Here is a 14,171-nt window from a genome sequence, read left to right as displayed (position 1 = left end):
TTCCCGGGGAGCCAGGCATGCTTGAACTCCTGAGCGAACACCGCTGCTTTGGCGGACGCCAGCGCTTCTATCGGCACGCGTCGACCACGATCGGCCTGCCGATGAAGTTCTCGGTGTTCCTGCCCGAAGGCGCCGAGGCAGGCAAGGTGCCGGTGCTGTTTTACCTGGCCGGCCTGACCTGCACCGAAGAAACCTTCATGACCAAAGGCGGCGCGCAGCAATTCGCGGCCGAGCACGGCATCATGCTGGTCGCGCCCGACACCAGCCCGCGCGGCGCCGGCGTACCGGGCGAAGCGGACAGCTGGGACTTTGGCGTAGGCGCCGGCTTTTATGTCGACGCCACGCAGGCGCCCTGGTCGACCCACTACCGGATGGACAGCTACGTGACGCAGGAACTGTTCGGCCTCGTCACATCGGAATTGCCCGGCGATGCGGACCGCGCAGGCATCTTCGGCCATTCGATGGGTGGGCACGGCGCGCTGGTGCTGGCGCTGCGCAACCCTGGCCGCTTCAAGTCGGTATCGGCCTTTGCGCCGATCGCGGCGCCCAGCCAGTGCCCGTGGGGCGAAAAGGCCCTGGGCAACTACCTGGGCCAGGATCGCGCCGCCTGGGCGAGGTATGACGCCAGTGCCCTAATGGCGACGATGCAATCACCGTTTCCGCAGGGAATCCTGGTGGACCAGGGCCTGGCCGACCAATTCCTGGAAAAGCAGCTGTATCCGGAAGCGTTCGAAGCGGCCTGCCAGCAGGCCGGGCAGGCGCTGACCCTGCGGCGGCATGAAGGGTACGATCACGGGTACTACTTCATCTCGACCTTCATGAAGGATCACCTGGCGTTTCATGCGCGGAATCTGCGCGCGTCCTGATCGCGGCCTACCGCAAGACAACAAAGCGCCCTGTACCGGGCGCTTTTTCTTGCCCGCGTGATCACGTCCCCCGCAGCGCGCGGCCATGCTCCTGGCAATACTCGACCAAGGTATCGATGAACAGCCGCACGCGCGGCAGCAGGTAGCGGCTTTCAAGATACGTGGCGTAGGCGATGCGGGTTTCGGACGACCAGTCGGGCAGCAGGCGCGCGAGCGTGCCGGCGTGCACGGCTTCGTTGGCAACGTATTGCGGCAGGTAGCCGACGCCGAGGCCGGACGTGGTGCCGCGCATGACGGCGGTGCTGTTGTTGACGCGCAGCAGATGGCGCACCTGCAATTCGACGTCGCGTTTGCCCTTGCGCAGCATCAGGGCGGGCGAATGGGCGGGGCCGCGAAAGGACAGGAAGCCGTGCCGGCGCAGGTCGTCGGGCACGCGCACGGGCGGGTGCTGCGATAGATAGTCGGGGGTCGCATACAGGCCCCATTCAATCGGCATGAGCATGCGGGACTGGGCGTTGTCGGGCGGGTCGCGGCTGATGACGACGACCACGTCGAGGTCGGCTTCTTGCGGGTCCACGGTGCGATCGGTCAGTTCCAGGTCGGACTGCACCAGGGCGTTGCGTTCGACGAATCGGCACAACGCTGGCATGACGGCGCGGTTGCCGAAGGTGACGGGCGCGGTCACCCGCAGGTTGCCGACGGGCTCTTCGGTCGTCTGCCGCAGGAACTGGTTGGCCCCCTTCTGTTCGGCCAGCACGCGCGCGCAATAGGCGTAGTAGGCGCGCCCGATCTCGGTCACGTCGATCTTGCGGGTGGTGCGCCGAAGCAGCACGACGCCCAGCGACGCTTCAAGCCGCGCAATGTCTTTGCTGACCGACGACTTGGCTACGCCGAGCGACGCGGCGGCCTGGGTGTAGCTCAGGGTCTCGACAATGCGGGCAAAGACCGCCATGGCGCCAAGTTGGTCCAATGGGCTCACTGTTCGCTCCGGGAAACAATCACGCGATACTAGCAGTTATTGTTTTCCATATGAACAGCCGCTGCTATCTTGATCGTCATTGTTCAAGGAGCAGACATGCAACAGACACTGAGTCAGAAAGTGTTGGCAAAAGCCAGTGGCCGCGATCATGTGGCGGTGGGCGATGTGGTGTGGACCAAGGTGGACGTGCTGATGTCCCACGACCCCTGTATGCCCGGCGTGGTGGGGGTGTTCAAGCGTGAGTTCGGCGAAGACGCCAAGGTGTGGAACGCCGACCGATTCATCATGATCCCCGACCACTTCGTCTACACGGCCGATCCGCTGGCCAACCAGAACATCCGCCTGATGCGCACGTTTGCGCAGGCGCAGGGCATCACGCATTTCTATGACGTGGGCACCAAGGACTACAAGGGCGTCTGCCACATCGCGCTGGCCGAAGGGGGCCACAACCGGCCGGGTGAAGTGCTGCTGGGCACCGATTCGCACACCGTCACGTCAGGTGCGTTCGGGACGTTTTCGATCGGCGTGGGCAACACCGATGCAGCGTTCGCGCTCGGCACCGGCACCCTCCCGCTCAAGGTGCCCGCAACGATCCGCGTCAATTACCACGGCACCATGCCGCCGCACCTGATGGCGAAGGACCTGATCCTGGAATTGATCGGCCGCCTGACCATCGAAGGCGCCACCTACATGACGCTGGAATTCGGTGGCGCAGTGGTCGATGCCATGTCGGTGGAATCGCGCATGACCCTGTGCAATATGGTGGTCGAGTGCGGCGCCAAGAACGGCATCATGGTGCCCAACGCGGCCACGCTGGCCTACCTGGCGGAGCGCACCGACATTCCGTTCGAGGTGATGGAACCGGATGCAGACGCGGTCTATGCGCAGGTGATCGACATCGACGTCACCACCCTGCAACCGCGGGTGGCCAAGCCGCACTGCCCCGACAACGTGACCGATGTGGACCAGTTGTCCGACGTGCCGTTGGCGCAGGCCTATATCGGCTCGTGCACGGGCGGCAAGCTGGAAGATTTCGTTGAAGCGGCGCGTGTGCTGCGAGGGCACACCGTGTCGGTGCCGACCTATGCGGTGCCGGCGACCAAAGAAGTGTTCCATGGCCTGATCCGCACGCATATCGATGGCGAGTCGGTGTACGACATTCTGATTGATGCCGGGGTCCTGCTGTCGTCGGAAACCGGATGCGCCGCGTGCTGCGGCGGGCCGTCGGATACCTTTGGCCGGGTCAACGATGCCATCAGCGTGATCTCGACCACCAATCGCAACTTTGTGGGCCGCATGGGCAACAAGGGCGCGCAGGTGTACCTGGCGTCGCCGTACACCGTGGCCGCGTCGGCCATCCGCGGGCGCATTGCCAACCCGGCCGATTATTTGAGGAGTCGTTGATGTCATCCACTATTTCCACCGGCCGCAATGTGATTCGCGGCACCGCCTATGTCCTGGGCAACAACATCGATACGGACCAGATCCTGACGGCCGAATATCTGAAGATCAATCCGTCCACCCCCGACGGCTACGCCGAGCTCGGCAAGCTGGCCATGTGCGGCCTGCCCGACGACGCGCTGCCGTTCGTGGATCCGGTCACCGGCGCCTGTGCCTATACCGTCATCATTGCGGGCGCGAACTTTGGCTGCGGGTCGTCGCGGGAACATGCGGTGATCGCACTGGGGTCGGCGGGCATTCAAGCCGTGGTGGCCCAGTCGTTTGCGCGCATCTTTTTCCGCAATTGTGTGTCGACGGGCGAGGTCTTGCCGGTGGTCGCGCAGGTTGCCTTGAACGACACGGTGCGTACCGGCGACGAGGTCGAAGTGCATGTCGATGAAGGCCGTGTCGTGGTGCAGGCGCGAGGCGTGAACGTGCCGACCGAGCCGGTGGGCGAACTGGCCGACATCGTGACGGCGGGCGGACTGTTCGCGTATGCGCGGGCAACGGGTCGCATGCCGGCGCGGGCTTGAACAGGCCGCTTGCGATGGTGGCGTGGCCGCCGCCCCACCTGCCTTCGGCGGCGCGTGCGCCTGCCCGCCGGCACCGCCCTACTCCCGCTGCCGCCCCGTCGCGAACAGGTCATAGGACATCTGGAACATGGCCCGCGCGTCCTGCTCCAGCACCGGGTTGTGCGGCGCGGGGCGCAGTTCGCCCGTGGCCGCATCGTAGGTTTCCGTCTGCACCGTCTTGCCAAAGCCGAGCGTGGCGACCTGGTCGCCGCGCATCATCGCAATATTGCGGTTGTGATTGAACACGGCATAGCCGTCGTCCGGCGTCATCCGCAAGATGTCGCGCCCTGGCAGACGTGACTCGTACGACAGGTGCAGCATGCCCAGCAGCGTCGGGCCGATGTCGATCTGGCTGGCCAGCGTGTCCACACGCTGGGGCGCAAGGTAGGCCGGGGCGTGCACGATGAAGGGCACCGAATAGGTCGGCACCGGGATCTGCGCGCGGCCATAGACGCGCGCGCCGTGATCCCCCGTCACCACCAGCACCGTGTCGCGATACCACGGCCGGGTCTTGAGCTTGTCGTAGAACTTGCCGATGGCATAGTCGGCATAACGCACGCCGGCATCCCGTCCGCCACCCCTGGCCTGCACGCCTGCAATACCTTCCGGGAACGTGAAGGGCTTGTGATTGGACGTGCTCATCACCACCGAAAATATCTTTTCGCCGTTGGCTACCTGCTTGTCGAACACGTCGAGCGCGTTGTCCATGAGCTCTTCATCGGCAATGCCCCAGATGTTTGAAAACCGCGGCTTGGGCATGTCCACGCGATCCACCACGCGCCACCCGTTGCCGCCAAAAAAGGCATTCATGTTGTCGAAGGTGCCGTAGCCGCCATAGATGAAGGTGGGCGCATAGCCCGCGCAGCGGGCCACGGTGGACAGGTTGAACAAGCCTTCGTTGTGGCTGCGCTTGACGACGGCTTCGGGGGGCACCGGCGCCAGCGACGTGGTCAGCGCTTCCATGCCGCGCACCGTGCGCGTGCCGCTGGCATACAGATGCGTGAAGCTGACGCCCTCGCGCGCAATGCGATCCACGTTGGGCGTCAGGTCGCGGCCACCCAGGCTGCCGACGAATTCGGATCCCAGCGATTCCTGCAGCAGCACGATCACGTGCAGCGTGCGCGGCGGTCCGAGATCGCTGTTGTCGACCTGGCGCGCCAGCGGGTGGCTGGTGACCGAGGGCGGCAAAAAGTGCGTGTTGGACTGCTGCACCAGATGACGCAGGCGGGCCGCGGCATCCGTGTCGGACAGCGTGGCGTAATAGCGGTCGTAGTCGATGTCGGCATTCTTCAGTGCACTGAAGAAGGAATACACGCCGTTGTCCGCCAGTTCGCCCGAGATGCGATTCGTGTTTGCGCCTTGGGCGTTTTGCAGCGACAGACCTTCGAGCGACAGCGCGACCAGCAGGGCAAATCCCAGCATGGCCAGCGTGCGCGCCCGGAGGGTGGCGGTGTCATCCAGGAACGCCTGACGGATGCGGTGGCGCAGCAGGAAGGTGGCGCTGAGCCCGACCGACAGCGCCGTGAGCAAGGCGCGGCCGACCGGGTAGGACTCGCGGATATTGGTAAAGACTTCGGTCGGATAGATCAGGTATTCGACCGCGGTGTAGTTGAAGCGCGCGTTGAACTCGTCAAAGAAAAAGATCTCGGCGGCGATCAGGTACACGAAGGCTGCGATGCTGAAGACAAAGCCCGCGACGATCAGGCGCCGCCCGAATCGCGACGCATACAGCCGGCGCGGCGCCAGCCACAGGTAGACGGCCAGACCGCCGCACAGATACAGACCGGTCACGGCGTCGAGCAGCACGCCCATGGCGAAGGCGCGCGGCAGCATCGCCCAGCCGACCAGCCCGTCGTGCAGGCTGATTGCCGACAGCGCGACGCGCGTGACCAAGGACGTGGCCAGATAGGCCAGCCAGACCAGGCCGAACAGGGCAAGACGCCCGTTCTGCCAGGACAACGGCGTGCTGACGGGCAACAGGGCCGCGGCAGGCGGCAGGGTTTTAACGGACGACACGATGGGGACTTCCTTGCTCCAGGGCAGACCGGAGCAAGACTACGGACGCGGGTGTCGAATCCCCGTTGAAGCCATGTCGAATTTGCGTCGAATCAGGCGGACATCACGCAAATTGCAGGAAAAACGCCGTGTGGTGGGTATCGCTGTCGGTGCTCGACGTGACAGTCAGCTTCCACCCCTGGGTATCGCACACGCGTTTGGCAATGGCCAGCCCCAGGCCGCGTTCGCGGCCCGCTTCGTCAGGCGGCCCGGCTTCCATCCGGTCTTTCCATCGTCCCCGGTAATAGCGTTCGAACACGAAGGGCAGATCGGGCGCCGCAATGCCCGGGCCATTGTCCGTCACCACCAGCCCGCTGCCCCTTGCCGTGACCCGCAAGGTGGCCGGCGCCGCATGATCGATGGCATTGCGGATCAGGTTGCGCAGCACGATCAGCAGGCCATACCGGTCCAGTTCCGCGACGGCAGTCGGCGGCAGTTCATTGACCAGCACCAGGCCTGCGCGCTGGCCGCGTTCGCTCAGCCCGCTCCACGCATCGTCCAGGCATTCGGCCAGGACTACCGGGGTGCGGGGGCCGGCCTGCGCGCTGCTAATGGCCCGCGCCGTTTCCAGCGTCGAGCCGATCTCGTCGACGTTCTGCATGATGCGTAGGAGCCGGTCGCGCAGCGGCGGCGACACGGCTGCATCGAGCGCGGCCATTTCGGCATCGGTGCGGATCGACGTCAACGGCGTGCGCACTTCATGGCTCAGATTGGCCGAGAACTCGCGTTCCTGCGCAATGGATTGTTCGACCCTGTCCTGCACGCGGCTGAAGGCTTCGATCAGCCGGCCAGCTTCATCATCGCGGTCTACCTTGATCGCGGGTGCCCCCGGCGCCCAGCCCGACACGCGATCCGTCACTTCCATCATCGGCCGCAGGATCAGCCCCGCCGCCGAGCGCGACAGCCAGAAGCCCGCCAGCGAACAGGCCAGCCACAAGCCCAGCAGGATCGCGCCGAACTCGTACACCCGTTCCTCGTTGTCGGTGGCGTCGTAGCGCACAAAGACACGGCCCGACGGCGAGTCCGTCACGATCACATGCCACACCGACTCATCCGGAGTGACCTGGTAGGCCCCGGGAGCCAGGGCCTGGATGCTGGCCGGAATCTCATCGTGGGCGCCCCCGGGCGGCGCCACCCACGCCTTCAGGCTCGGGCCCAATTCCAGCGGGCCGCTCTCGGGCGGCACCACTTCGCCCAACGCCAGCCGCTGCACCAGGCGCGTGGCTTCGGTCGTCACGATCTGGTCGACCAGGGCGTCTTCCTGCTCGTCCAGCACCAGGTACACCAGCGCCGCCTGCAGCGCCACGAACAGCGCAACGGCGCCTGTCAGCGCCCAGGTCACCCGCTGCTTCAAGGTCATGCGACCGAAGCGGCTCGTGCCCGTTGCGCCTGGACGGCTGGGTGCGCCTGGGCCCGTCGATCCGGCCACTCGCGCCATCAGGCGTCCCCGGCGGCGTGGACCAGCCGGTAGCCCACACCGTGCACGGTGTCGAGCCCGTCAAAGCCGGCATCGGCCAGCGCCTTGCGCAGCAGGTGGATCTGGCTGCGCAGCGCGTCGCGCTCGGGCACATCGTCGCCCCACAAGGCCGATTCCAGGTCGCTGCGCGGCACGACACGGCCAGGGTCCCGGATCAGCACTTCGACGATCCGGCTGCCCTTGGGCGTCAGTTTGACGGGCTTGCCCGCCACCCGCACCGACCGCGTCCGCGCATCGAACGCCAGGCGGCCGAATTCACGCACGGGGTTGGCGACCACCCCGCTGGCCCGATTCAACAAGGCCCGCAGCCGCGCTTCGACCTCGGCCAGTGCATAGGGTTTGGTCACGTAATCGTCGGCGCCGTGCGAAAACGCGTCGAGTTTGTCGCTGAGTTCATCGCGCGCCGTGACCAGCAGCACGGGGGTGGCCAGCCGAAGCTCGGTCCGCAGGCGGCGCAACACCGTGATGCCGTCGAGCGCGGGCAGCCCGATGTCGAGCAGGATGGCGTCGAAGCTGTCGACGCCCAGCCGGTACAGGGCCGACGCGCCGTCGTAGGCCACGTCGACTGCAAAGCCCTTGGCTTCCATGAAGGCGCACAGGTTGGCCGAAATCGTCAGGTCGTCCTCGATGATGAGGACACGGGGAAGCAGCGCGATCATGGTGGGAACACTGTCAGGGCGGCCGCCACCGGGACCGGGGCGCCGTTCAGCCGCTGAGTGTATCTGCCCGTTCATCAAAATGCGTTAAGGTTTTGCCTGCGCCGGGTTTTGCCTCGCACCGCGCCCACGAACGGAATCCCATGCCTGCCTTGACCTGTCGATCGCTGTTGGCGACCCTGCTGACTGCGCTGGCGTTGTGCGCCGGCGGGCAGCGGGCGTTGGCCGATGCCGGCGTCGATGCCAATCCCGAAGCCGCCAGCGGCGTGACCGCCAAGGCGCTGGTGACAGCACGCCACCTGATGGCGGTCACCGCGCACCCGCTGGCCACCGATGCGGCCTACGTGACCTTGCGGCGCGGCGGCAGCGCGGTCGATGCGGCCATTGCGGCGCAAATGGTGCTGACGCTGGTCGAGCCGCAATCATCGGGCATTGGCGGCGGCGCCTTTCTGCTGCATTTCGCAGCCAACGATGGCGCCGTGCGGTTTTTTGACGGCCGCGAGACCGCCCCCGCACGGGTGAACGAAGACCTGTTCATGCGCAACGGTCGCCCGATTCCCTTCTTTGACGCCGTCAACAGCGGCAAGTCGGTCGGGGTGCCGGGGGTGCTGCGCATGCTGGAACTGGCGCATCGCCGGCACGGCAAGCTGCCCTGGGCCGACCTGTTCCAGCCGGCGATCGCCATGGCCGAAGACGGCTTTCGGGTCACACCACGCCTGGCCGCACTGATCGCCGGCAATGATGCGCTGGCACGCCAGCCGGCGGCCCGCGCCTATTTCTTTCGTCCCGACGGCACGCCGCTGCAGGTGGGCGACCGGCTGCGCAACCCCGCCCTGGCTGCCACCTTGCGCACGATTGCGGCGCAAGGGGCCGACGCCTTCTATATAGGAGCGCTTGCCGGACGCATGGTGGACGCCGTGGCCAGCCACCCGGTGCCGGGCACCCTGTCGCGCACCGACCTGTCGTCCTATGCCGCGCTGGAACGCGAGCCGGTCTGCGCGCCCTATCGCCAGTACCGGGTATGCGGCGCGGCGCCCCCCAGTTCCGGTGGCATCGCCATTGCGCAAATGCTGGGCATTCTTGCCCATACGCCCATCGACCGGCTGGCGCCCGATTCGGTGGATGCCGTCCACGTGTTCAGCGAAGCCGGACGGCTGGCCTATGCCGACCGCGAGCGTTACGTGGCCGACCCCGCCTTCCAGCCGGTGCCGGTCGACGCCATGGTCGCGCCCGCCTACCTGGCCAGGCGTGCCGCCCTGATTTCGCCGACGCAGTCCATGGGCCGCGCCGCGCCAGGCGATCCGGTGCCGGGCGGTCTGGTGCGGCTGGGGCTGGACGACACGCCCGAACTGCCGTCGACCACCCACCTGTCGATTGTCGATGCCGACGGCAATGCGGTGGCCATGACGTCGACCATCGAGCAGGCCTTTGGCAGCAAGATCCTGGTTGGCGGTTTCCTGCTCAACAATGAACTGACCGACTTTTCGCTGTCGCCCGTGGATGCGCAAGGCCGGCGGGTGGCCAACCGGGTCGAACCGGGCAAACGGCCCCGCAGCACCATGGCGCCGACGGTCATGATGGAGCCGTCAGCCGATGGCCGCCCGCCCCGGCTACGCCTGGTGGTGGGATCGCCCGGAGGCAGCGCCATCGTCAATTATGTCGCGCAAACCATCGTCGCCAATCTGGACTGGAAGCTCGATATCCAGGCGGCCGTTGCGCTTGCGCACCGGGGCAGCCGCAACCGCGATACCGAGCTGGAAGCCGGTACAGGGCTCGATTCCCTGATTCCCGCGCTGGAAAAGCGCGGCCATCATGTAACCTTGCATGAGTTCCCCAGTGGCGTGCATGCGATCGCGATCACGCCCGATGGTGGGTTGCAGTCGGGGGCCGACCCTCGCAGAGAAGGCACCGCGCTGGGGCATTAGCCCAACCCTGTTCTGCAACAGCCCGTGAATGGCGACTTACCTCGTTGCCGATGCAACATCGTATTACTTGCGTGGCATGAGGGGGTATCGGATCTTGCAGTGCCCTCTAAAATCCCCCAAAGCTTTGCCCAGCCTTACCCCTTTCTATTGCCAGACGTTAAGAGGTTCCGTGACTGAGTCTTCCACTATTGCCCATCGCGCGTACGCCCGACTGACCCGTTCGTTCATCGTGGGTCTGTTGGCCGTTTCCGGGGCCGTGAGTGCCACATCTGCGCACGCGTTCAATTTCTATGATGTCGCCCGGAAAGCCAAAGAGCTCTCCAATGAAAAGTTCAAGGCACCGACCAGCGCCCTGCCGCGGGAATTGCGCGACCTGAAGTTTGCCGATTACCAGCAGATCCAGCTCAAGCGCGAGAAGTACCACTGGGCCGACAACAAGTCGCCCTTTGAACTCGTGTTCCATCACCAGGGCATGTACTTCGACCTGCCCATCAAGATCAATGAAGTGGATGCCGAAGGCGTCCGCGAGATCAAGTACGACCCGAACAACTTCGACTTCGGACCTCGCAAGCCGGACGCCAAGGCGCTCAACAACCTGGGCTTTGCCGGTTTCAAGGTGCTGTACCCGCTCAACAACTCGAAAAAGCCCGATGACGAGATTGCCTCGTTCCTGGGCGCGAGCTACTTCCGCGTGGTCGGCAAGGGCCAGCAGTACGGCATCTCGGCACGTGGCCTCGCCATCGATACGGCGGTGCCCTCGGGCGAAGAATTCCCGCGCTTTCGCGAGTTCTGGGTCTCGCGCCCGGCCAACGCCGACAAGCACATCGTGATCTATGCGCTGCTGGACTCGCCGCGCGCCACCGGCGCGTTCCGCTTCACCATCAATCCCGGCGAAGACACGACCGTGGACGTGAAATCGCGCGTGTACCTGCGCGCGCCGGTCGCCAAGCTGGGCATCGCGCCCATGGCCAGCATGTTCCTGTACGGCTCGAACCAGCCGACCACGGCGTCGAACTTCCGGCCGGAATTGCATGACTCCGACGGCCTGGCCTTCCATGCCGGCAACGGCGAATGGCTGTGGCGCCCGCTGAACAATCCGCGCCGCCTGTCGACCAGTTCGTTCGGCATGGAAAATCCGAAGGGATTCGGCCTGCAGCAGCGCGGCCGCGAGTTCAGCCGCTATGAAGATATCGATGACCGCTACGAAACCCGCCCGTCGTTGTGGGTCGAACCCAGCGGCAACTGGGGCAAGGGCCGTGTCGAGCTGATCGAGATCCCGACCGCCGACGAAACCAACGACAACATCGTTGCGTTCTGGGTGCCGGAAAATCAGCCCAAGCCGGGCGCGGCGCTGGACCTGGATTACACGCTGCGCTTCACGCGCAACGAAACCAAGCTGCAGGACCCCAAGCTGGCCCGCGTGGTCCAGACCTTGCGGTCGGCCGGTGAACTCAAAGGCGCCGACCTGATCCGCCGGGCGGATGGCAGCCTGGCGCTGATGATCGACTTTACGGCGCCCGCCACGGCCAGGAAGAATGATCCGCCCGTGCCGGTGTCGCTCAGCTTTTCGAACAACGGCAATGCCGACGTCATGGAAAACAGCCTGCGCCGCAATCCGGTCACGGGGGGCTGGCGTGTCACCCTGCGCCTGAAGGTCAAGGACCCCACCAAGCCGGTCGAGATGCGCGCCGCGCTGGTCAACGGCCAGACGCAGGTATCGGAAACCTGGAGCTATCAATTGCCCGCCAACGAGACGGCTGAATGATGAGTGTCCTTCCTGACGACGGCGCAAGCGCCGCGGTCCCGAACGACCGGAAGGCGCTGGCACGCGCCTATGGTCCGGAAATGGACGCGGCCGGCCTGGTGCATGTCGCGCCCGACGGCGAAGCGTGTATTGCCGCCACGCCGCCCATGCGCCGCAGTTCGATGGTGCCCGAGCCCTGGATCACGAATCCGCTGGTGCGCGGCTGGCGCAGCATCCGCGGCAAGGCCCGGGCCGCCAAGGCGGGCCGCGACCAGTCGCAGGAACCGCGATGGAAGACGGCGGGCCGCGCCCGCCGCATGTGCCTTCTGATCGCCGTCATCGTGCAGACGGTGGTGGCCACCTGGTACATGAAGGCCGTGCTGCCCTACCAGGGCGGCCAGATCCTGGAAATCGCGATCCTGTTCCTGTTCGCCCTGCTGTTCTGCTGGGTGTCGGCCGGCTTCTGGACTGCCCTGATGGGCTTTCTGCAGCTGATGATAGGACGGGACCGCTACAGCATTTCCGGCACGGCGGCCGAAGGCATGCCGATCAACAAGTCCACCCGGACCGCGATCGTCATGCCCATCTGCAACGAAGACGTGGCCCGCGTGATGGCCGGTCTGCGCGCCACCTATGAATCGGTGGAACGATCGGGTGAACTGGCGCAGTTCGACTTCTTCATCCTGAGCGACAGCTACAAGGCCGACACCTGCGTGGCCGAACAGCGCGCCTGGGTGGAAGTGTGCAAGGCCGTGGGCGGCTTCGGCAAGATCTTCTATCGCCGCCGCCGCCGCCGCGTCAAACGCAAGAGCGGCAACATCGACGACTTCTGCCGCCGCTGGGGCGCCAACTACGAGTACATGGTGGTGCTGGATGCCGACAGCGTGATGAGCGGCGAATGCCTGAAGCGCCTTGTCGTGCTGATGGACGCCAACCCCGAGGCAGGCATCATCCAGAGCGCGCCGCGTGCCGCCGGCATGGACAGCCTGTATGCGCGGGTGCAGCAGTTCGCCACCCGCATCTACGGCCCGCTGTTCACGGCCGGCCTGCATTACTGGCAGCTGGGCGAGTCGCACTACTGGGGCCACAACGCCATCATCCGGCTCGAACCCTTCATCCAGCATTGCGCGCTGGCGCCTTTGCCGGGCAAGGGCAGCTTTGCGGGCGCCATCCTGTCGCACGACTTTGTCGAAGCGGCATTGATGCGCCGGGCGGGCTGGGGCGTGTGGATCGCGTACGACCTGCCGGGCAGCTACGAAGAACTGCCGCCCAACCTGCTGGACGAACTGCAACGCGACCAGCGCTGGTGCCAGGGCAACCTGATGAACTTCCGGCTGTTCCTGGTCAAGGGCATGCACCCCGTGCACCGCGCGGTGTTCCTGACCGGCGTCATGTCCTACCTATCGGCGCCGCTGTGGTTCCTGTTCCTGGCCCTGTCGACGGCGCTGCTGGCGGTGCATACCCTGACCGAGCCGCAGTACTTCGTGGCGCCCCACCAGTTGTTCCCGGTGTGGCCGCAGTGGCACCCCGAAGAGGCGATTGCGCTGTTCTCGACCACGGCCATTTTGCTGTTCTTTCCGAAGATCCTCAGTGTGCTGCTGGTCTGGGCCAAGGGTGCGAAGGAATATGGCGGTGGCGTGAAGCTGTTCTGGAGCATGCTCTGCGAAGTGCTGTTCTCGATGCTGCTGGCGCCGATCCGCATGGTCTTCCACACGCGTTTCGTGGTGGCGGCATTCCTGGGCATGTCGGTGCAGTGGAACTCCCCCAAGCGCGACAACAACCAGACGTCGTGGGGCGAAGCCTCCCGCCGCCATGGCCTGCAGACGCTGCTGGGTCTGTGCTGGGGCGCGCTGGTGGCCTGGCTCAACCCCAACTTCCTGTGGTGGATGATTCCGATCTTGCTGTCGCTGGTGCTGGCGATTCCGCTGTCGGTGCTGTCGAGCCGCGTGGCGCTGGGCAAGGCCGCGTATCGCAATCGCCTGTTCCAGATCCCGGAAGAAACGCATCCGCCCGTGGAACTGGTTCACACCAAGACCTACACGCAGCAGAACAATGCGTCCTTGCCCAGCCCGGGCTTTGCCGACGCGCTGCACGATCCGAAGGTCAATGCGCTGTCGGCCGCGATGGCGACAGGCCGGCATCTTGCCACCCCGCTGCTTGCCGAAAGCCGCGCGACCCGTATTGCGCGGGCCTTGGAACGGGGTCCCGAGACCCTGCCCGAGCCAGAAAAGATCCGCTTGCTGGACGACCCGGTGGTGCTGCGGGAAGTGCATCGGCAACTGGTGCAGGCACGGCCGACGGAAGGGTTGGCGGCGTGATCTGACGCTATCGTCGTCGCCTGTGGTGAATGCAACGCCCCGGTCTGAGGACCGGGGCGTTGTCGTTTGGGGCGCCGTCATGTGCATCCAGATGCCACGACGCCGCTTCCTGTCACGGCCCGGTCATTCGCGAAGCCTA

Annotated in this window: 10 protein-coding genes; 6 read left to right on the top strand and 4 right to left on the bottom strand. The window is 65.6% G+C overall.

The features are described 5' to 3' along the window. The first annotated feature begins 17 nt into the window (after positions 1 to 17). Positions 18 to 866, top strand: a complete 849-nt coding sequence (gene fghA, locus IE116_RS19535) for an S-formylglutathione hydrolase (RefSeq protein WP_189614941.1) — start codon at positions 18 to 20, stop codon at positions 864 to 866. Between the two features lie 61 nt (positions 867 to 927). Here the strand turns inward: fghA and IE116_RS19530 are convergent, their stop codons facing one another. Further along, positions 928 to 1,845, bottom strand: coding sequence for a LysR family transcriptional regulator (locus tag IE116_RS19530; protein ID WP_229828554.1), 918 nt, complete (start codon positions 1,843 to 1,845; stop codon positions 928 to 930). A gap of 96 nt (positions 1,846 to 1,941) precedes the next feature. Here IE116_RS19530 and IE116_RS19525 point away from each other — a divergent pair, with 96 nt between their 5' ends. Both IE116_RS19525 and IE116_RS19520 read left to right on the top strand, forming a co-directional pair. Further along, positions 1,942 to 3,249 carry a 3-isopropylmalate dehydratase large subunit gene (locus IE116_RS19525; protein ID WP_189614940.1) on the top strand — a complete coding sequence of 436 codons (1,308 nt, stop codon included), beginning with the start codon at positions 1,942 to 1,944 and terminating at the stop codon, positions 3,247 to 3,249. Further along, on the top strand, positions 3,249 to 3,818 hold the full coding sequence (locus IE116_RS19520) for a LeuD/DmdB family oxidoreductase small subunit (RefSeq protein WP_189614939.1): 570 nt from the start codon (positions 3,249 to 3,251) through the stop codon (positions 3,816 to 3,818). The genes IE116_RS19525 and IE116_RS19520 overlap by 1 nt, the downstream gene beginning before the upstream one ends. Before the next feature lie 78 nt (positions 3,819 to 3,896). Here the strand turns inward: IE116_RS19520 and IE116_RS19515 are convergent, their stop codons facing one another. From IE116_RS19515 to IE116_RS19505, 3 genes are all read right to left on the bottom strand, one after another. Continuing rightward, positions 3,897 to 5,873: an LTA synthase family protein gene (locus IE116_RS19515; protein ID WP_189614938.1), complete on the bottom strand. Its 1,977-nt coding sequence runs from the start codon at positions 5,871 to 5,873 to the stop codon at positions 3,897 to 3,899. Between the two features lie 103 nt (positions 5,874 to 5,976). Next, the gene (locus IE116_RS19510) at positions 5,977 to 7,272 is read right to left on the bottom strand and encodes a sensor histidine kinase (protein WP_189614937.1); all 1,296 of its coding nucleotides are present in this window, start codon (positions 7,270 to 7,272) and stop codon (positions 5,977 to 5,979) included. A gap of 77 nt (positions 7,273 to 7,349) precedes the next feature. Next, the gene (locus IE116_RS19505; protein ID WP_189614936.1) at positions 7,350 to 8,048 is read right to left on the bottom strand and encodes a response regulator transcription factor; all 699 of its coding nucleotides are present in this window, start codon (positions 8,046 to 8,048) and stop codon (positions 7,350 to 7,352) included. A gap of 149 nt (positions 8,049 to 8,197) precedes the next feature. Here IE116_RS19505 and ggt point away from each other — a divergent pair, with 149 nt between their 5' ends. The 3 genes from ggt to mdoH all read left to right on the top strand — a co-directional run bounded on the left by ggt (position 8,198) and on the right by mdoH (position 14,032). Beyond that, entirely contained in the window at positions 8,198 to 9,970 is a 1,773-nt protein-coding gene (gene ggt, locus IE116_RS19500) for a gamma-glutamyltransferase (RefSeq protein WP_189615777.1), read from the top strand. A gap of 76 nt (positions 9,971 to 10,046) precedes the next feature. Continuing rightward, entirely contained in the window at positions 10,047 to 11,735 is a 1,689-nt protein-coding gene (locus tag IE116_RS19495; RefSeq protein ID WP_189615775.1) for a glucan biosynthesis protein G, read from the top strand. Further along, positions 11,735 to 14,032: a glucans biosynthesis glucosyltransferase MdoH gene (mdoH, locus tag IE116_RS19490; RefSeq protein WP_373303088.1), complete on the top strand. Its 2,298-nt coding sequence runs from the start codon at positions 11,735 to 11,737 to the stop codon at positions 14,030 to 14,032. The genes IE116_RS19495 and mdoH overlap by 1 nt, the downstream gene beginning before the upstream one ends. Positions 14,033 to 14,171 lie beyond the last annotated feature (139 nt).

It is taken from the genome of Pigmentiphaga litoralis, from assembly GCF_014651835.1.
Classification (GTDB): domain Bacteria; phylum Pseudomonadota; class Gammaproteobacteria; order Burkholderiales; family Burkholderiaceae_B; genus Pigmentiphaga; species Pigmentiphaga litoralis.
Note: the sequence above shows the minus strand (reverse complement) of the source record. Positions and strands in the feature narration are given on the sequence as shown.

Excerpts from the sequence above, each read along its gene's own strand:
- mdoH (WP_373303088.1), top strand. The coding sequence starts at position 11,735 with ATGAGTGTCCTTCCTGACGACGGCGCAAGCGCCGCGGTCCCGAACGAC.
- IE116_RS19525 (WP_189614940.1), top strand. The coding sequence starts at position 1,942 with ATGCAACAGACACTGAGTCAGAAAGTGTTGGCAAAAGCCAGTGGCCGC.
- IE116_RS19505 (WP_189614936.1), bottom strand. The coding sequence starts at position 8,048 with ATGATCGCGCTGCTTCCCCGTGTCCTCATCATCGAGGACGACCTGACG.
- fghA (WP_189614941.1), top strand. The coding sequence starts at position 18 with ATGCTTGAACTCCTGAGCGAACACCGCTGCTTTGGCGGACGCCAGCGC.
- IE116_RS19495 (WP_189615775.1), top strand. The coding sequence starts at position 10,047 with ATGAGGGGGTATCGGATCTTGCAGTGCCCTCTAAAATCCCCCAAAGCT.
- IE116_RS19510 (WP_189614937.1), bottom strand. The coding sequence starts at position 7,272 with ATGACCTTGAAGCAGCGGGTGACCTGGGCGCTGACAGGCGCCGTTGCG.
- IE116_RS19520 (WP_189614939.1), top strand. The coding sequence starts at position 3,249 with ATGTCATCCACTATTTCCACCGGCCGCAATGTGATTCGCGGCACCGCC.